General features: G+C 39.6%; 16 protein-coding genes. 4 read left to right on the top strand and 12 right to left on the bottom strand.

From position 1 onward, the window contains the following. Positions 1-220: 220 nt before the first annotated feature. The 10 genes from tssD (ACN9MR_RS24305) to tssO form a co-directional block, all read right to left on the bottom strand. On the bottom strand, positions 221-616 hold the full coding sequence (tssD, locus tag ACN9MR_RS24305; RefSeq protein ID WP_025141860.1) for a type VI secretion system tube protein TssD: 396 nt from the start codon (positions 614-616) through the stop codon (positions 221-223). Positions 617-719: 103 nt separating this feature from the next. Then, positions 720-1,115, bottom strand: a complete 396-nt coding sequence (tssD, locus tag ACN9MR_RS24300) for a type VI secretion system tube protein TssD (RefSeq protein ID WP_025141859.1) — start codon at positions 1,113-1,115, stop codon at positions 720-722. A 500-nt stretch (positions 1,116-1,615) separates the two neighbouring features. Then, positions 1,616-2,188, bottom strand: a complete 573-nt coding sequence (locus ACN9MR_RS24295) for an NAD(P)H-dependent oxidoreductase (protein ID WP_426327060.1) — start codon at positions 2,186-2,188, stop codon at positions 1,616-1,618. 123 nt (positions 2,189-2,311) lie between these two features. Further along, positions 2,312-3,700, bottom strand: coding sequence for a DUF5458 family protein (locus ACN9MR_RS24290; protein WP_426327059.1), 1,389 nt, complete (start codon positions 3,698-3,700; stop codon positions 2,312-2,314). An 18-nt stretch (positions 3,701-3,718) separates the two neighbouring features. Next, a complete protein-coding gene (locus tag ACN9MR_RS24285) occupies positions 3,719-4,165 on the bottom strand; it encodes a hypothetical protein (protein ID WP_426327058.1) in 447 nt (148 codons plus the stop codon). 56 nt (positions 4,166-4,221) lie between these two features. Beyond that, positions 4,222-6,738, bottom strand: a complete 2,517-nt coding sequence (locus tag ACN9MR_RS24280) for an ATP-dependent Clp protease ATP-binding subunit (RefSeq protein WP_426327057.1) — start codon at positions 6,736-6,738, stop codon at positions 4,222-4,224. A gap of 5 nt (positions 6,739-6,743) precedes the next feature. After that, entirely contained in the window at positions 6,744-9,119 is a 2,376-nt protein-coding gene (gene tssR, locus ACN9MR_RS24275) for a type VI secretion system protein TssR domain-containing protein (RefSeq protein ID WP_426327056.1), read from the bottom strand. A 39-nt stretch (positions 9,120-9,158) separates the two neighbouring features. Next, positions 9,159-10,136, bottom strand: a complete 978-nt coding sequence (locus ACN9MR_RS24270) for a PKD domain-containing protein (protein WP_426327055.1) — start codon at positions 10,134-10,136, stop codon at positions 9,159-9,161. A 34-nt stretch (positions 10,137-10,170) separates the two neighbouring features. Then, positions 10,171-10,656, bottom strand: coding sequence for a type VI secretion system transmembrane protein TssO (locus tag ACN9MR_RS24265; RefSeq protein ID WP_426327054.1), 486 nt, complete (start codon positions 10,654-10,656; stop codon positions 10,171-10,173). Between the two features lie 10 nt (positions 10,657-10,666). Further along, entirely contained in the window at positions 10,667-11,188 is a 522-nt protein-coding gene (tssO, locus tag ACN9MR_RS24260; RefSeq protein WP_057933291.1) for a type VI secretion system TssO, read from the bottom strand. Positions 11,189-11,367: 179 nt separating this feature from the next. Here tssO and ACN9MR_RS24255 point away from each other — a divergent pair, with 179 nt between their 5' ends. Both ACN9MR_RS24255 and ACN9MR_RS24250 read left to right on the top strand, forming a co-directional pair. Then, positions 11,368-11,802: a GPW/gp25 family protein gene (locus ACN9MR_RS24255; RefSeq protein WP_426327053.1), complete on the top strand. Its 435-nt coding sequence runs from the start codon at positions 11,368-11,370 to the stop codon at positions 11,800-11,802. Between the two features lie 26 nt (positions 11,803-11,828). Continuing rightward, the gene (locus ACN9MR_RS24250; RefSeq protein ID WP_426327052.1) at positions 11,829-13,694 is read left to right on the top strand and encodes a type VI secretion system baseplate subunit TssF; all 1,866 of its coding nucleotides are present in this window, start codon (positions 11,829-11,831) and stop codon (positions 13,692-13,694) included. A 419-nt stretch (positions 13,695-14,113) separates the two neighbouring features. Here the strand turns inward: ACN9MR_RS24250 and ACN9MR_RS24245 are convergent, their stop codons facing one another. Beyond that, positions 14,114-15,052 carry a type VI secretion system baseplate subunit TssG gene (locus tag ACN9MR_RS24245; protein WP_426327051.1) on the bottom strand — a complete coding sequence of 313 codons (939 nt, stop codon included), beginning with the start codon at positions 15,050-15,052 and terminating at the stop codon, positions 14,114-14,116. 115 nt (positions 15,053-15,167) lie between these two features. Between ACN9MR_RS24245 and ACN9MR_RS24240 the strand changes: the two genes are divergently transcribed. After that, positions 15,168-16,061, top strand: coding sequence for a TssN family type VI secretion system protein (locus ACN9MR_RS24240; protein ID WP_426327050.1), 894 nt, complete (start codon positions 15,168-15,170; stop codon positions 16,059-16,061). 22 nt (positions 16,062-16,083) lie between these two features. Beyond that, positions 16,084-17,223: a hypothetical protein gene (locus tag ACN9MR_RS24235; protein WP_426327049.1), complete on the top strand. Its 1,140-nt coding sequence runs from the start codon at positions 16,084-16,086 to the stop codon at positions 17,221-17,223. A gap of 72 nt (positions 17,224-17,295) precedes the next feature. Here ACN9MR_RS24235 and ACN9MR_RS24230 read toward each other — a convergent pair whose 3' ends face one another. Then, positions 17,296-18,969, bottom strand: a complete 1,674-nt coding sequence (locus tag ACN9MR_RS24230; RefSeq protein WP_426327048.1) for an alkaline phosphatase family protein — start codon at positions 18,967-18,969, stop codon at positions 17,296-17,298. Positions 18,970-19,206: the final 237 nt, after the last annotated feature.

Below are 19,206 nucleotides of genomic sequence, written 5' to 3'. Positions count from 1 at the left end.
ATTTTACCAGAATAGTAATCGTTTTTTACTGCAATATGTTTGAGGTGGTTAGACATAGATGAGCATAATTTATGGTATAGCTTGATGTGACGTATCACAATGCTAAAAAGATGTTAATTTAGGATGATAGATAGGTAGATGTAGGGTGATGAAAATATAACAGATTAAAAGCGCCCCAAAAAAAATGGGGTGCTTTTAATTACTATATGTTTAGTGATGACTAAGCTTTAGGCCAATCGTTTTCGTGTTCTGCGTTGCCCAGCTTTAGCTTACGGGCCGATACCACAAAACTTAAAGTCATTGGTGTATTGTCGTTTACCGCAATACCCTCGTTATACTGGATGATATAACCATCTTCGAAAGACAGTTCTTTCATTTTTGCATCTTCTTCGCCTTTTTTGAAAACCAATGTTCCTGAAAGTGGCTTGTACTGGTTGTTTACCATCGATTCGATCACAGAAGTATCTTCGGTTGATTCGATTTCGATGTGGATGGTACCACCATAAACACCTGATGATGGACGGCCTTTTGCGTCAACATCTCTATTTAATGAAAAGCTGCACTGTAGTACATCAAATTCTTTTGATCCTAAGTTTAAACGGGTTTTGAATGCCATTGTAGTAAGTTTTAATGTTTTTGAAAAAATGAAATGAGTTTAGAGCAGAGCGCATGGCGCCAGGCGTTTAAATACCTTAAAGCCTTACGCCTTCAACCTCCGCTTAGGCTTTTGGCCAATCGTTAAGGTGCTCAGCGTTGCCTAATTTAAGCTTTCTGGCTGAAATCTGGAATTTGAGCGTCATCGGGTGATCACCCACAATGTTGATCCCTTCGGAATATTTAACAATGTAGCCGTCTTCGAAGTTAACTTCTTTCATTTTGGCATCTTCCTCTGTTTTCTTGATCAGAAGCGTTCCTGTAATAGGTTTGTACTGGTTGTTTACCATCGCCTCGATTATTGAGGTGTCTTCTGTTGACTCGATCTCAATGTCGATGGTACCGCCGTAAACTCCGGAAGAGGGTCTTCCCTTTGCATCTACATCACGGTTTAACGCATAGGCACAATGAAGTACATCGTACTCCTTGCCTGAAAAATTTAATCTAGCTTTGAAAGCCATAGTTTTAAAATTTAAAGGTTAAAAATTTGATTTATTGTAGCCTCCGCTACTGTGCCAACATAACCAAATATCAGGCCAAATATGATCTATATAGCTTACTGATAAGTGATAAACCCCATTCAAAAAAATGGCAAATTGTATTTATCGCCTAAAAACACAGTTATATAACGTCTTTTTGTGGAAAAAATGTGGAAAAAAGCGAATCTATCTTTAGTGTTACAAATACATTACAGCAAGTGATTGTGTTACAAAACCGTAGCGATTGTACACAAAGTGTCGTGTTTTAGGGCAAAGTGTGCTAAAAGTGAATACATGGGCTGTTAAGACACACCACGGGAAAGAAAATATTAACCAGAGATATACAGATAAAAAAACCTGTGTATTTCTCTGGTTAAAAAGAAGTTATGGCTCAGACAGGAAGATAAACCGGTTTATGATGATTGTAAAAAAATAAATCTGAGGATCTGTGTGACAGACCATTGAACATAAATAATGAAATTTTAGATCAGCTGTGAGCCGAATTTTTCCATTTTGGCCAGCCATTTTTGGCTATAATGGTTCTCGAGCGAATGCAGTTCGCCAATGGTATTGGTTAATACGGGGCTCATCCTGCATTTTTCGAACACTACTTTTTTAATGGATAAATAAGTGGTTTTCTTATTAGCTTTCCACTCTTTAAAGGTTGCCTCATCCAAAATTGATACAATCCTGGCCGACCTACCGCTAAAATTGTTGTTTACATTCTGCTGCTGGGTCGTAAAAATCTGATCGGGCATAAAAAGACGATCGAAAAAACCTTTAATTTTTGCCGGGATATGATCTACATATACTGGACAAAAAAGCACCACATGGTTACTCTGCCTAATGGCAGTTAAAGCTTTTTGCAGGTCGGGCTCCAAATCGGCAATCTGTCTGTTATTAAACAGCTTATTCGAATTGAATATCAGATCGATAATGGCCAATTCCCTAACGGAGGCGCCAACACTTTCTGCCCCTTGTTTATAGGCATTAATCAGGAAATTTGTAGATGCGTTTTTTTCAATATCCCCATTGAGGAGAAGTACTTGCTTCATTTTTTTTGATTAATCTGATCTGGCCGATGCATTACAAAATTATAAAGAATTTGTTAAGTGTTATGCATAACCCATAAAAAAACCCAACGCTGGGGTTGGGTTTTTATTTTCAGCTATCAAAAACTATTGCTGATTATATTCTGAACTCCATGTGGTATTTTCATCTTCACCTTTATGTCCATCCAGTTTTACCACAAAACTTTTAGCCGGGAAATATGGAGTGATGTGGATATCCAGGTGGATTCTGTCTTTCTGTTGCTCATCTCTTTCGAAACGCATAATTTTAAATCTCTCGATTAAACGGTCGGCTCCCTGGATACCATCCAAGAACTTAACAATCTGGCCACGAAGGTCTTGTTCCGTTTTAGAAGTCCAGTTTTCGAAAGCCCTTCTGTTCAGGAAATCGAATAATACTTTGGTAATATAATCGAATACACGTACCACCGAATAAGTTTGTAAACCAATGTTATCGCCGTTAAATAAGGTTTTGGCAGAGAAAGCCATTACTTTACCATATTCGTTAACCATTGGCACCAAGCCTACTCTTTCTAAATGGGAGATTTCACTTTTCTTTAAATCGAATTTTACACCATCTACCTCGTTTATGGCACCATGTTTTTTACCTGCGGTAACCTGCGACATTAGGGTGTAATACATTTTACCTGCAAGCGCTGCTGATCCGGGTACGGTTAAATCGTCTTCCTCACCCACTTCTGCTACTTTGCCACGGCCAACCAACCAGTTACAGGTCATGATTACGTTCGATCTGAATGCATCACCTCCGGTAAAGTTTGCTGCAGTAAATAAATCAAGTACGTCATCCGGCTGATCAAGATCGGCAAAATCGGTTACCAGCATGGCTTTATTGTTATGCGCAATTTTACCCCATCTCTCTAACACTTTATTAGAGCCCATATAGCCAGGCACAACCATTAATGAGTAGTTATTACGGAGATCCAAACGATCGTAATTCTGTTTTAGCTCATCATCTACGTATTCGATAAAACGTGGATTATCAAGATCTTTGATCTGATCCATTGATGCATTTAACAGCACCACATTTTTAAGTTTGTCAGATTCGGTATTTTTATAGAATAAATGTACCGAACGGTATGCCTGCTCCAGTTCTCTTGTACTTTCTAATGCAGTACCGATGTTTTTATTCAGGTTTTCTTCGGCAGCATTCAGTTTTTCGGTACTTTTTTCTACCATATCGGCAACTGAAGTAGAAGATTCGAGCACATCGATCCAAAGCTGTATTTTCTTTTTCAGCTCTTCGCGTTCTTTCTTTTTCTCATCACCGGTTAAAAAGATCTGTTTACGGGCTTTACGTTCAGGGTTTAAATTCTGCAGGCCATCAACAGTGGCTTCCAACAGATCGAAACCGCCAACACGGGCCAGTTTTTCGAGGTTATCTTTAAGTGATGTTTTTTCTGAGGTTTTGGCTTCAGCTGGTTTAAAACCTGCCTGGCCTGTATTTTCGTCGGTTTTTAATTCTTGAGGGTTTGACATGTTTTCTTGGCGTTAAGATTATTTATTTTGCTCCAATTCGTCAACAAAGTTCTTCAAAGCGTTAATGAAGGCCGACTTTGTCTCTTCGTCATCAAGTGTAGCTTTTAAGGTTTTGTTCGATTTTAACTGTTTGATTACGTTAAGCGACATTTCTCTTTCAATGTTCACATTAGTAAGGTAGTTACTTTGGTTGATGATGTTTTTCACACTAAAATCGCCCAGATCGTTAAAGTTTATCGTTTCGCCAACGGTAGATCCATCCTGCTTTTCGAAAGCTACCTTCACATTTGGTTTATAATGTTCGAATACATCTTTCACCGTTTTTAATCCCTCTACTTTTTCTGGTTTTATCGGATCGTTATCGGTAAGTTTCTGTACAAAAAGTGTTTTGTTGTGGGCAATTTCTGCGAAGGCTTCTGAGGTGTCAATTTTTCGCTCGTTACCACCAATTTCATAATTAAACATAGTATGTTGATTTAGGTTTACGATTATTTTTTTCTAATAATATAATAGTTAACGTTTTAACTCAATTTTTGTTCCAATGTTACAGTTTCTGGTTGAATAATACTCCATTCGAGTTTATCTTCAGCTGCATGTTTGCTTACCACAACCTTCGATCCTTTTTTTAGTTCACCAGAAATGATATATTTCGAGATAGGCCTGCGTAAAAGATTTCTGATAACTGCCGATAGCTGCCTTGCGCCATATTTAGGTGTAAAACCATCTAAAGCGATCATTTTTTTGGCATCTTCCGCAATTTCAAAGTCGATACCCATTTTATTGAGCGATTGTACCAAACTGCTTAACTGGATTTCGAAGATACGCACCACATTACTTTCGTTTATCGGCGCAAAAGGAACAATTTCGGAGATCCTGGCTAAAAATTCGGGGCGGAAATGCCCTGCCATTACCTCCATTAACTGATTTGAAGCAGGGATTACACCTTTACCAATCTGTTCGGCAATCCATTCGCTACCGATATTCGAGGTAAAAAGAATCAGTGAGTTGCTAAAATCGCCCTCTTTTCCTAAACGGTCGTGCATGTGGCCTTCGTCCAGGATCTGTAAAAAAGTATCGAAAACGGAAGGGTGTGCTTTTTCAATTTCATCAAAAAGCAGTACAGAATAAGGCTGTTGTCTGATTTTATTCACCAATAAGCCGCCTTCTTCGTAACCTACGTATCCGGGAGGCGCGCCATAAAGTAAGGCAGCACTATGCTCTTCCTTAAATTCTGACATATCGAAGCGGATCATCGCTTTTTCGTCGTTAAACAAAAATTCGGCGATTGATTTGGCCAGCTCGGTTTTACCGGTTCCGGTTGGCCCCAGTAAAAAGAAGGATCCTATTGGCTGTCCTTTTTTGTTCAATCCGCTGCGCGATTCGAGTATGGCATCAGAAACAGCTTTTAAAGCCTGATCCTGTCCTACCACACGTTTTTTAAGGTACTGCTCCATATTGAGCAATTTTTCCTTTTCGCCTGCCTGTAGTTTCCCCATTGGGATACCTGTTTTGTAGGCCACTATAGAAGCAATATCCTGTTTGCTGATGCGATCACTTTTTTCAGCAGCATATTTTTTTAATTCCTGTAAGCTTTTGGTAATATAACCCTGATATTCATCAGCGGTTTCGAAAGCATCGGTCTGTGTTTCATCGGTTAAGCGGCCCAGTAAAACCGGACTTAATTTATTCTGAAGCAAAGAGAAAAGCCATTTATAATCGGCAAATTTCTCTGCTTCCGATTCTTCGGCATTGGCATTTAAAACTTCCAGATCGGTTTCCAGACTTTCAATTACCTGATCAGAGGTATCGTTCATCATTTTCATGGCGGCCATTGTGCGGTCGAGCAGATCGAATGCAGAATCAGGGAGCCTCCTATCCTTCATGTAACGTTTGGCCAGGCGCACACATTCGCCCAAAGCATCGGGTTCGATGGTTAAGGTATGGTGCTCTTCGTATTTTACGGCCAGTTTCTGCAGCATTTTAATCGTGCTTTCTTCGTTTGGCTCATTTACCTGCAATACTTCAAAACGCCTGCTGAAAGCCTGCTCAGGCTCTATAATTTTGCGGTACTCATCAATGGTTGTGGCACCGATAACCGTAATTTCGCCACGGGCCAGTTCTGGTTTCAGCAAATTACCTATTCCCGCACCCAACGGCCCCTTACTATCCAATAAAGTGTGGATTTCATCAATAAAGAGCACAGCCTTTTCAAACTGCTTGATTTCTTTGATGATGTTTTTTAAGCGGTCTTCTATTTCTCCTTTATAAGAGGCGCCTGCAATTAACGAGCCTAAATCGAGCTCAAAAAGCTGTACCGGTTTTAAACTCTCGGGTACATTCTGGTTTACGATGTCAATAGCGAAACCATCAACCAAAGCCGTTTTACCTACACCGGCATCACCGGTTAGGATTACATTTGGTTTGGTACGGCGGCAAAGGATTTCCATCATCTGCCTGGTTTCTTTATCACGGCCGATTATAGGGTCGGTTTTACCATCGCGCACCATCTGTAACCTATCTATACAGTATTTATACAAGGCATTGCCTGTGCTTTTGCTTTCGGTACCAGCACTTGTTTTATCAGGCGAAACCACCCTCGAAATTTCCTCATCTTTTACATACAGATCCAAAATCTCACGTTCTTTAATCGGGAACGATTTTAACTGATCGGCCTGAAAACCGATACCGGGTTTTGCCAATGCGGTTAATACACATACCGGGGTAATTAAATCCAATCCCAGTTTAATGCGCACATTATCGGCTTCTTCAAAAATTACTGCAATTTCTGGCGCACCGCTTACGGTATCGGTAAAACTCGCCGATTTTGCCTGTTCATCAATCCGCACTTCAGCCCACTCACTGATGTATTCTTCATCTTTACCAATAGAGGTAATGAACGAGCGCAGGCCAACATCTTTATGCATCAATCCTTTGAGCAGGTGAGCCGCAGTAAACACCTCATTTCTGTACTCTTTAGCTAAAGACTGTGCAATGTGCAAGGCTGTTTTAACCGATTCGCTTAAATTTGTAACTGCCATATCCCTTAGTTGGTTGTAGGCAATACTGCCGGGTTAAAATTATTTTCGGTGATGTAGTAATATATTTTGCCGTTCGAAATAAACTGCTGTTCAATCTGGGTAACCCTTTTAATCTGCTGAACCGATTGATTTAATAATTTAATATAGGTTTCGAACTCTTCTAATGGCATTTTAGAAGTGTTCTTTAAATCGCCAACGGTATATTTCTCTAAAAAGCTATTGTTCAAAGGCAAACCGGTTACCAATTTAATGTAGTTGGCCAAGGTTAAACGCTTTATGTTGCCCGATGACTCTTTAAGACCCAGCATCTGTTTTGGCATTTTCACATAATTTTTAACGAGTTTGCTCCTGAAAGAAGACTGATCGGCCTGCAAATTCTGCCCAAGCATAATCGAAAACACATCTACAATCTGCTTATACTCCATATTGTTTAAAACGATGGCATATTGTAATGTCGAACGGTTGTTTTTCACCGCATCAACCGACAGATTTGCTGTGCTATAATATTTAAACGCATTGTGCGGCATACGGTCTGCAACTTCCGGACCAACAGGTTCTGGCAATAAACCTTCTACATCGGCAGTCAGGTTTTTACGCGATATGCCTGTTAAACGGAAAGCACTGTCCAACGAACTGATCTGGTTATAGATATCGGAGTTTGTTTCTTTTACGAAACGGCGTAAAGCAATCGTCATGCTCTGGTTGGAATTTACCGAACCTTTGGTCGGGAAAACTACTCCGCCCTGGATTAAACTGTTTTTAGGATAATCTAAATAGTACGAAATAGAATCCTGTAAACTGGTATTATAAGGCTGGAAGCTTTTTAACCCCTCTCCTTTTACCATGGTGTTTTTTCGGTATTCGGCAGAGCGGATAGCCGATTCGGAAACGAGTTTACGCGACTGGATTACAAAATCGTTAAATGACTGATTGAAATCACTATACACCTGTAAGGCTAAAATACGGGCATCTGCCTGCGCAACCTGCTCACTCAATTCGTTAATCAGGTAATTGTTGGTTCCTCCGGTGTTTCCAGTGCTGCCAACTAAAATAATTAAATTGGTTTCGTTCTTTTTTGCTTTAAACAAGCCTAATCCGGCTTTTATCGCCTGAAAAACAGGCTCTTCGCTTACTTCTCCATTACACCTAACGGTATTTTTAGCCTGATTTGAAAGGAAAGTCATCAACTGCCTGTAATCATTCTGGATCGGGCTTACAAAAATACCTTTTAAAGCGCAACCACTTTCGCCACGGTATACTACGCCACCAAAGTTTACTTTTGTTCCTTTACCAAAATCGCCCATAATATTTTCGAAAGAAGCAATGGTATTGGTCATTCCAGAAAAATACTTGGTCATTGGGCTACCACCATCTACTACAAAAACAACATTTACCTTGTTTTTATTTTTACGTAGGTTCAGGTAGTCTTGATAAGAAAGCGCAGAACCGTTAATAGTTAATATTTTATTGTCTTTTTTATTGTAAACATCTGCAGCGATACCTACCGTGTTGCCTCCTTCATCATTTGAAACAACAGGCACACTACGCAGGATCAGGTTTTCCCTTGGCAATAAGGGATCTACCGCAAAAGTTGTTCCTTTATCGATCCCGTTTTTGATGGCTACCGAAGTAGAATCATCCCTGTCGTAATCGCCCGGTTTAACCGAGGTAATGTACAAACGATCTCCCCAGCTGTGTACAGCTTCGGCAGAAACCCAACCGTAAATACTCTTTAAAGCGGTATCTGCAACCAGCTGGTCATCAGAACCGATCAGGTATTTCTTACCATCTTCTGATTTTTTGTAGATATAGGCAATTTCGTGTAACCTTACTTTTGTACGCCGGTCTTTAAGTTCGGGTGTATTGTAAACCAGGATAGAATCTGTGGTATCGAAATAGAACTTTGGTTCGGTTAAGGCATTTTTCCCGTTTACGATACCGATGGCTTTTTCGGCATAACCTGTTTTTTGGTTAGAGAATGCGCGTTGCCATAAAAGCAGTTTAGATTTTGAGATCCAACCATAACTGATGGCACTTTTTTTATCGTTTATTTTTCTGCCCCTGATCATTCCGGCTTTGTATTTAATCAGTTTCAGGTAACCATTTTCTTCTTTTGAAACGTAGAAAGGTTCCATAAAGCCTATTTTTTTCATAATCAGGCTTCCACCCGGTGCAGTAGTAGTATAATTATCTTCACGGTCTGAAAAAACAATCCATGGCAAACTGCTGCTACTGGTATTGTCCATTACGTTTATATTTTCTGAAGGCCTTTCGTAAGATTTAGGCATGTATTTTACTTTTTTGCCAAAGGATGCCGGCGATTGTGCGTAGGCAAACGATATTCCTATAAAAAGGAGGGTTAAGGCATAGTATTTTTTCATAATCTGTAGATGAGCTTTAAAATTAGGTGAGCTGTTAATTTATCTTGTTTTGGCCGGTGCATCAGCAGTTGTTGCCGCAGGCTGGGCCGTTCCCGAATGTTGTTTAATGTTTACCAAACTGGCACAGGTAGAATTTGGCTTGATGGTTAGCTGCGCTTCATCAACGGCTATTTCTCCCCCAAAGGTGAGTCCCATACAGTACGAGTAAATATCGGTCTGTTTTTTCTTACCGTTCATTTCAACATTTACCGTTACTTTTTCGTTACCGCACATGTACTTGTTAACGAGATAGTAATAGTTGGAATTAAAATCGGCACCATTGGCAATGGCCTGTAAACGGGCCCTGATATCATCGATGGTTTTACGTTCGCCATCACCAGGGGCAACAATATCTTCAACGATTTCGGCATTTGGATCAGTGATCAAAATGTTTAAGAAAGCAGGTTTGCGGCTTTTATCCGAGCGCAGGCGTACCACATATTTACCCGGAGCACGGTAGGTGTATAAAGCGGTTTTTCCTTTAACATCTACACGTCCGGTTTCGCCGAACGACCATTCGAAATCTTTTCCTTCCCCGTCTCCTTCGAGCCTGATTTCTTCGTTAACCAAACCTGCGGTTGGGCCGCTAATGGTTAGTACGCTATCTACAACCGGTGTATGAACGGTATCGCGTACGGTAACCGGAAATTCCTGACGGAGTTCGCCATCAACGGTTAAGCGCACAATGTATGTGTCGGGCTTTGTGTAGTGGTAAGAACCGGTTTTTGTGGTGGCTTTTTCGCCGTTTCCGAATTCCCATAACCACTTTGTAGCTTTTGGGGTATTATCGGTAAAAACCAGACTTTCGTTTAAATAAATTTCATCTTTTAAGATCCGCGCATCAATTGCCCTTTTTTCGAACAATGAACTTTTAAATAGGAAAATAAGACCTGTTAAGAGCAATACAGCTAATAGGATGTAGAGAATAACATAGCCTTGCGAATTTGAATTAACTTGCTTGGTGTTTGTGTCAGACATAGGTAGCGTTTTTTATAGGTTGTTTTTGGTATATTTATCTAGCAGATATGGTTTGCTGCAATTGTCGCCTGTTGAGAATACAATCGTCCAATTGTCGTTTATGCAATTCGATATCTGAAATGTTTCTGTTCTGTTCCTGCCTATCGTAAAATAACCGGTCGTACAGCTGTGCCGTTTGAACAAATATTTTATAGCGCTGGTCTGATGCTTTACGATCAAACGCAGCCCTGATAGAGCCTAATGAATTCTGTATATCGTTTTTCAGGAAAACCGCCTGTACATTTGGGTTGTAGCGGGTAATCTGTTTGTAAGTGGTATCAATAGTTGGCGAAGTTTCTTTTACCATATTTTCGAATGTTTCGTTCTCGCTGATTTTTACCTCAAGTTCTTCTTTGGAGATTTCGTAGCGCGATTTATCACTATAAAAAATACCAAAACTTAAAAGCCCTACGGTAAAAACAAACAGCGCTATAAAAAACAAGAATTGTTCGCGTCTTTCTTTTATACTTAATTTTATCATAATCGTTTAATTATCGGCCGAACCGCCCGTTTCTGATCTTGGTTGCCGTAGCCTGGTTTGCGCGGTGGCAATCGTTTATCTGTTCCTTGTACCTTTGGATATCGCCCCTTGATTTAATAAGCGAATCCTGCAGATCGGCCATTGCACCGACATTGTTGTTTATTTTGGCGTAGAGATCAAAACTCGGACTCGTTTGCGTTTTTTTGGAAATAAGGTCTTTAATCCTGTTGTTTGCGCTTTGGATATCGCCCAAAAGGATACTCTGTTTGCTCATTTCGTTGGCATTGTAATCGCGGTATTGGGCAAGCTCTTTAAAACGGACAAGGATAAGGTCGAAATTGGTATTGATATCTTTTCTGAGGTAAGATAGTTTTTCGGTTTCCTTAACCTTTTTATCGAGCAGGGTGTACTCATAATCGGATGCAGCAAAAAAGAGGTAAATACAGAGAATAGAGAAAAGCGTTAGGAATACAAAGTTTAAGATAAACCTCGTGTAAGCGGTCCTGATTTCGATAGCATTAATGGGTTTCATAGAGCATTAAGAGTTTCACATAGTATTAATTATCATATTAATCCGACATCTCCCTCACGTAAAATCACTCAAACTTTTTCAAATTAACATTGTACTATAACAATTTTTAATATTTGTTGTTTGGTTATTAAAACGATATTATTTCTTTTACTTTTAACAAACTTTAAGCCAAACCGTGTATGTCTGAAAATTTTTACAACAAACCCTTCAGATTTAGGTCGGTTTTCTCAGGCGGTGGCCTTCAGCCAACCGACCTCGGAAAATCGATTTCAAACCACATAGAACTGATTATTTTTACCCGTTTTGGGGAGCATCGGTTCCATAACGATTTTGGATGTGAGATATGGGATCTCGACTTTGAGTTAATTGTGAGCGAGAGCATTTGGGAGGAAAAATTCCGCAAATCGTTGCTAAAATCCATTACCGACTATGAATTTAGAATATATAATACCGCGGTAGAAGTACGCATTACTGAGGTAGAAAATGTATACCCCCTGCGTAAGATAACCGAGATTAAAAAAAAGGTAGATATTAGTGTCAGAGCACTAATAAAAACCACAGGAGAAAAATATTTTTTTAACACCGCTTTATTTCTTAGCCCATTATCAACTTAATCTAAAACGCCCCAAATATTCTACACATGAAACCAGTTTTTTATTCATCAAAAGATGAGATCCGGAACAGAATTTTAAAAAATGCCGAAGATTTCTGGAATATTAAAGACAGCAATGACTTCGATCCACTTGTCAGGTTGATTATTGAGGCATTAAGCAATGAGCTTTTTAATGTATCCAATGATGTTAAAAATTTAGAGAACAGGATTTTTGATAAGATCAGCCGTATTTTGGCCCCCGATCATTTAACTTCATCATTACCGGCCCATGCCATTATGCACGCCAGGCCGATTGAGCAACAGGACTACCTTTCGATCTATTCGCAGTTTGCATTTAAAAAGAATATCCCGCAGGAAAATGATAAGGCCAAGAAAACCGATATTTTTTTTAGCCCCCTGCATACCGTAAAATTAAATAATGCATCGATAAAATACCTCGTTACCGGAAATACCCTTTTTAATGTAGAACAACTGGGCAAACAACCAATACACAATACCCTTTTGGGCACTTCGGTAGAGAAAAATACCATATATATCGGTTTTAACGGCATTAAAGACTGGATGGATTTTAATAAACTGAATTTATTTTTCGACTGGAAAAATTATTCAGTACCCGAAAACACTTACGATCTGCTCTCGCTGGGGAAATGGTTCTATAAAAACAACGAGCTCGCCGCCTATACAGAACGTTTTATGGATGAGCCTTTAACAGGTAAGGTACAGGCGCCATTTCAGCACAAACAATTGCTTAATCTGATCAAAGCAGATGTTTTACAGTTTTACAGCAACAGGTTTATTACCCTGGGCGATCTCAACGATTTTAATATAGACGAAAGCAGGGAACTACCTCCTGAGTTTGCCAGCCTATTCCAGCCAGCTGTTTTAAACCAGATCGATAATTCGGTAAAATGGCTTAAAGTAATTTTTCCGGCTGCTATAAACCAAGAAATGCTGAACGAGCTTCATATTTATATCAATGCGTTCCCAGTGGTAAATAAACGGTTAAGCCAGATCAAACACCGGCTTAAAACGATGAACAATATTATCCCGATTAAAACGGAATCATTCGATCAGATGCTTGCAGTAGAAAACCTTAAGGATAATAAAGGGAAAAGTTACAACGAGATTCCTTACACCAATGAGAACGAAAAAGGAGACGGATCTTTCTCGATCCGGTACGGGGGCACGGAGCGTTTTGACACGAGAAATGCCAAAGAGTTGGTAGATTACCTTTTTGAACTGTTACGCGATGAGAAAGCCGCTTTTACTGCTTACGGGCCTGATTTTTTAAGCACGATCCTTAAAAATCTGGAACAAAACATTGCACTTATTGAACAAAAAAGCCGCTCAGCGCTTAAAGACATTAAAGAACTGCCCAGCTATATTGTATTGAAACCGATTGGCGATGCAGACATTTTATTCCTCGATATCTGGGTAACGCAAGCGGAAGAGGCCAACCACATTAATGCCGGAAGTCGTTTAGTGGTATACGATAACAATAAGGTAAATGCAGAGAGTATCTTTTTATTGAGCCAAACAAAGGGCGGCCGGTCGAGATTGAATGCAACCAACCGGGTGCAGGCTTATAAATATGGTTTAACCACGGCCGACCGGATTATTACGAAGGCTGATGTGATCAATTTTTGCCGTTACGAACTGGGCAACAAATTAAAAGGCATTACCCTGGCCAAAGGTCTGATAATGGATAATAAACCAAATGCAGGCTTTATTAAAACCACTGATATTTTGATCGAACCTGCAGATCAGCTTAATCTTAGCACGCAGGATTGGGAAGAACTGTTGAGTTTAACTTTGGCGAAACTAAACTTAAGGAGTACAATGAATGTGCATTACCGCATGTTGTTAAAACCGGTGCTGTATAAGGCGGTTTAATTAAAATAACTTTTTTATCTATTCAGCCCTCTAAAGCAGTTCGTCACCCTGAACCGAGCATTAGCGAGCTCACCGAAGGTAATTTACTTCAGGGTCTATCTACCTTGAAAGATGCTGAAACAAGTTCAGCATGACGATCGAGTCAAGAAAAGAGTAAAAAACATCTTCATATCCGGAGCATCACAGATTGGAAATCCTTCGACTCCGTTCAGGATGACAGTTTAACAAACCAGGCCGTCATCTCGATCCGATAGCTATCGGATGAAACGCAGTGGAATGTTCCAAAGGAACTCCTTCGGAGGAGAGATCTATCTGGACAGATTTAGCTTTGCAGAGTCTTTGGGTTCTCGGCTGCATTGCACTACGCTCGAATGACGACCATTCTATTAATAGCCTAGAATAATTCTCACGAATAAATGCTAAAGATATACTGTATACCCTAAATAAGCACTTTCACCATCCTCGCTCAATATCGTTTCCTGATAATCGGGTGCGGTAAGGAGCTCTACGTTAACCTCTGCATCAACAGGCATTAAATAGCTGATGGCCATATCCAAAATGGCCCTGTTTTTTTGTCCGGGAATAAACTTAACCAGTTCCTGTGGCGAAGTTGGGCCGATATTAACATTATATGCTTCGTGTTCGGGGCTAAAGCTATCACCAATAATGGTATCAATCCCCAATGCGCTTCCACCCAGCTGCATCTGCATTTCTTCGGCAATTTTTACCGGTGCAATATTGGCTGTGGCATCTACAATGGTAAGTGGCAGGTTAAACAGTGCAGTAAGTACTTTTGATACAAAACCGATATCGTTTCTCTTTTGCTGGATTTCGGGCAGCAGGTGCATCCAGATGATGCTTTGTTCTTTGTTGAGCAAATTAAATTCATCCCATCCAAATTCAAAAATCTGACTTAAATCGGAATAGGTTGTTTTTTTATCGAGCATATTTTCATATAGCTCGGTCATGATCCTCACATAATTAATTTCCGCATCAAAGGGTGTAAAAAATAACCTGGCTTCCTTTTCTTCCTCTCTTCTATCCCTGATATCTTTAATCATAGATTCCTCGTCCATACCGGCACTACCGGTTGGCGGACGGTGGAAAAGCCCTTCAGGCAGCATATCATACAATCCTTCGCGGTTGGTGCTGATGCGGATGCGTTCGTGCCTTCTTTTTTCAGAATAATAAGCCGTGGTATCTTCAATATCTTTTGAAAAAGCACGTTTATCAGGCCCCAATGGGATAATTTCAATCCTATCGGCATCAATTACCTTACGTTCGATCAGGTCGGCAGCATGGGCAACTGCCTTGTAATCTGTAAATAGTTCGTTATTAATCAAAGTTTCTTTTTTCATTAAACTTTAAGGCTTCATTTTTGTTATAGGTTAAATTTTTATTACCAAAAAATAACGATTATAATCAAATACTAAAGATACTATATTTGCAGTACATCACATCTATAAAAATTTAATGGACGTTCAATCATTTTTTATTCGCTTTCTCTTGTTCCCGCTGATCTTCATGGTATCAACAGCGGTGCTTTCTATCATCAACAAAAAGAACCAGTTTCTCAATAACAAAAGACTTATCGTAAGTGTTCTGCTGATCGGCATTATTTTAGCCCTTCCGGGATTTTTAGGGTTCCTAAACTTTAATTTTATGCCCTGGGGCTACATCATCTGCTGTATTTTTTATCTGTTGATGGGCACGGTTTTCGTTTATCTGTTAACCAAATACTACCCTAAAGATGTGCTGGAGCGCAAGGTTTTTATCTTTTTTGCCACTTTAATTTCGGCTATTTTAGCTGTTTATTTATTTCAGCTCGCCTTTAACTGGTTAAGCTCAGTAAATTTTGGGTGGTTTGGTGCTGGCAGTATCACCTGCTTTTTTGTTCCACTTATTTTTTGGTGGGCTTATGTTTCACTGCTTGGTATCCCTTCAGAAATATACAAGATCTGGAAATATCCTGACACTCCGCTTGACATCAACATGGACCATGTAGATTTTAACCGTTTATTGGTACTGGAGCTGGAGCTTTACAAAAAAAGCAGCGATCCCGAACCTTTAAAGGTAAAGGTAAAAGCTGTAGAGAACATGAACTTTGGTCTCTGGTTCCACAAGTTTATTGATGATTACAATTTAAAATTCGCCAAAAGCCCTGTAGAATTCAGGAGCGAAGATATGGAGAATTATAAATGGATTTTCTTTATCAAAACTTCCTTTTTTAAACGCAATATTTTCATCGATCCGGATCTCGACATTATCGAAAACGGCATTACCGAAAAAATGACGATTTACGCTAAACGGGTATCCGAAAACGTAAACAAACCCAATGAAGTTGGAGAAAGTGCTATCTTTATCTAATCTATAATTAAAAACATCTACCATGATAAAGCCGCTAAAATATAAATCCATTAACTGGATTAATGGCATGAAGCTTTCCAGTGATCATTTTACATTAAGTGATCTCTATTTGCAGGATTTTGTACGCGATGCCGCCTCTTTACACCTAAACAATAGCAATTACGGATTTTTACCACCTTTTGCAGGTTATAAAAGTTCGCACGATATCGAAATTATAGAAAAAGCAACCAACCATATCGAGGTAAGGGTAAGATACTGCAATGCCATTACGCCCGAAGGCTGCCACATCGATATTGTACAATCGGATAATATGGATACGCTGGTACACAACCACTATTTTGGCCAATCGGAACCGCGTAACTATGTGATTTTATTAGTTGTGAGTCCGTTTAACCGTGTACCAACAGGCACACCAAACCCTGAAGAAAACCCGATCCGTTACCCCGAACTTACCAAAAGTTATTCTATTGCGGTTTTACCGGAGAGCGAGGTGGGTTCACAAACAGCAGATAGTTATTTCTTAACCATCGGGCAGGTTTACTACGAAAACGGCAGGTTATCGATCAACAACAGTTATATACCGCCCAGCTCAACTATAACAAGTCATCCAGCCCTGATTAGATATTATGAATCTTTTAGTGTTTTACTAAATGATTTACAGCTGGCGGCTTTTAAAATTATCGATAAAACTGGAGGAAGGGACAACATTACACCGTTAGGCAAGAACATCCGTTTAATCTCAGAGAAAATTGTAGACTACATTGCGGGTTTATTTTATGAGTACAGAAACATTGCACACCGCGAATCGCCAGCAGTTTTAGTAGGTTATTTCTCCAGCTTGGCACACATTTTTTTTACGGCCATTAAACTGATTGATCCCCGCGAAAGAGAAGAACTATTAAAGTATTTTTACGAGTGGAAAGATGTAACCCCTGGAAACTTTGAAGAGCTTTTAGCCAAAACCATCGAACTGGTTTACGATCATAAACAAATTAACAACAGCATGCTAATGGCCAACGAATTTATGAGTGTATTGGTAGCGCTTTGGAATAAGTTGAGTGGATTAGAATATATTGGCCAGCGCAAAGAAAATATTGTGGTTGCCGAACAGCAAGTTGTACAGCAGGTACAGGCCAGAAAAACCTGGACATTGCTGGATTAAAATTATTTCTCGGAGTAAATTAATAATGAAGCTGTACCCATAACCGGATACAGCTTTTTTTATTCTTATCAGTTAAAAATTAACCAGCGCTTGCCCATCATAATAACTAGGCACAGTGATTCCTAAAAAGGTTAATATTGTTGGTGGTACACTATACAAATATGGTGCACCATGGTAATCGGTTGTTTTACGTTTAAATATTGGTGTGGTTAAGGCACTCCAGGTAACCGTTGCACTGCTTTTAGTCAGGATACTAATCTGAGGCGTAACCAAACTTCCATTATAGGTGGTTCCGGTGCCTTCGTTTCCTTTGGTGTATAAAACCAGGTCGGCATTTTGCGGATGTGATGAAGTTAAAGCAGTAAAGCTGTATGCGCTAATGCTCGTTGCAGGTAATGCAGATTTAAACAACCTGATTTCCGATATATTACCCGTAAAGTATGGGCTGTAATTTCCGGTTCCATCCTGTCCGATTTTAAATGCAGTGCCACTTTGCAAATCGCCAACTGCCGAAATATTACCTTCAGCCACCTGAACCCCACCATCGTACATAGTTGCTTTTTGCGTGCTACGGTTAACCACTATCGCCACCTGGTGCCACAACTGATCGGTTAAATCAACACCATCAATATCCAATCTATTTGTACCATCGCCAAAGTTTGCTCTTATTACCCCATTTCTATTGGCAATAATAATACCTTTATTGTAACCACTCGCCCAGTTTTTGTTCCCGATAATTACCGGATCGCTGGTGGCGGTTGTTGCCCTTGCCCTAAACTCGATGGTAAAGCTACCTGTTGCACTAAGGTTGAGACTACTAAGCGTTGGCAGCTGACCGTAAACATTGCTTTTAAAATTAACAGTAGAAATACTGTGTGGTGTCGATTCTGTTGCAGTGGTTGGTAAAGCATTAACCAATTGAGGAGAAATGGCACTATTGTTTAAAATGATAAATGCATTTTGTTCTAGGTAGCTCGAACCGCCGTGGCTTAAATCTCCACCATGATCTGTGGCTACAACAATTAACCAATCTTCGTTGTTATAAGTTGGCCTTGCTTTTAAAGCGGTTAATATCCTTCCCACACGTGCATCGGCAGCTTTTACCGAATCCATGTACATTTGGGTTGTGGTTCTATAATTACTGGCATGCCCGGCATGGTCAACATTATCGAAATGGCAAAACGCAACATCGGTATTACTAGTGGTAATTTCCTGAATAATCCTGGTTTCTGTAGCGTTATCGTTTGCACTATTCTGTTTCACCGTTACATCCTGTGTAGCGACTATAAAACTATTGATCGAAGACCAGGTAACAATTGATGCGGTACGCAAAGTAGGTAAACTGGTTTTGATCTGCCTAAAAAAAGAAGGATAGTTTACAAAATCAGATCCCGAAAAACTATTATCGGATGCTTTGTGTTTAGCTACACCCACACCGGTAAACAATGCCGACCAGCCATTTGATGACCAGGTAGGCACTTGGGCCAATGCATTTGTACTGGTGTAAGATTGGTCCATTAACGTTTTAAGATTGGGCGCGTTTGTGGCGGTAATGGCTTTCCATACACAGCCATCAATTCCTATAAACAACACTTTTTTAGGTTTCGCAACTAATGCATTCTCTGCTAAAGATTGCGCATCTGAAATTTGTTTATCTTCTGGAGTGGCTGTACCGGCCTTCTTGCAGGACATGATAGACAAAACCATCAGAAGGATTAAGGATGGTAAAAGTTTCAAAGTTTTCATAGTTAAATTAAGGTTAAGATATTGTTTACATAAAACACATTATTGTTTAGCTAAACTAAACAATACTTTTCATAAAAATCAAATATTTACCTTAAAATATTTACACAGTTCAATGATTAACAAAGCTTTAATGCAATGAGCAAGATTTAAGAGAAATGTTTTAAATCTTGTTTTAAAAATATTCGGTTTCTTTTAAGCAGTAAAAGCACAGATTGAGCGCGGCTTTATTCAAAAAAA

The sequence above is a fragment of the Pedobacter sp. R-06 genome, assembly GCF_049913135.1.
In the GTDB taxonomy this organism is placed as follows: Bacteria; Bacteroidota; Bacteroidia; order Sphingobacteriales; family Sphingobacteriaceae; genus Pedobacter.
The sequence above is the reverse complement of the archived record's forward strand: the minus strand, read 5'-3'. Positions and strand labels throughout refer to the sequence as shown.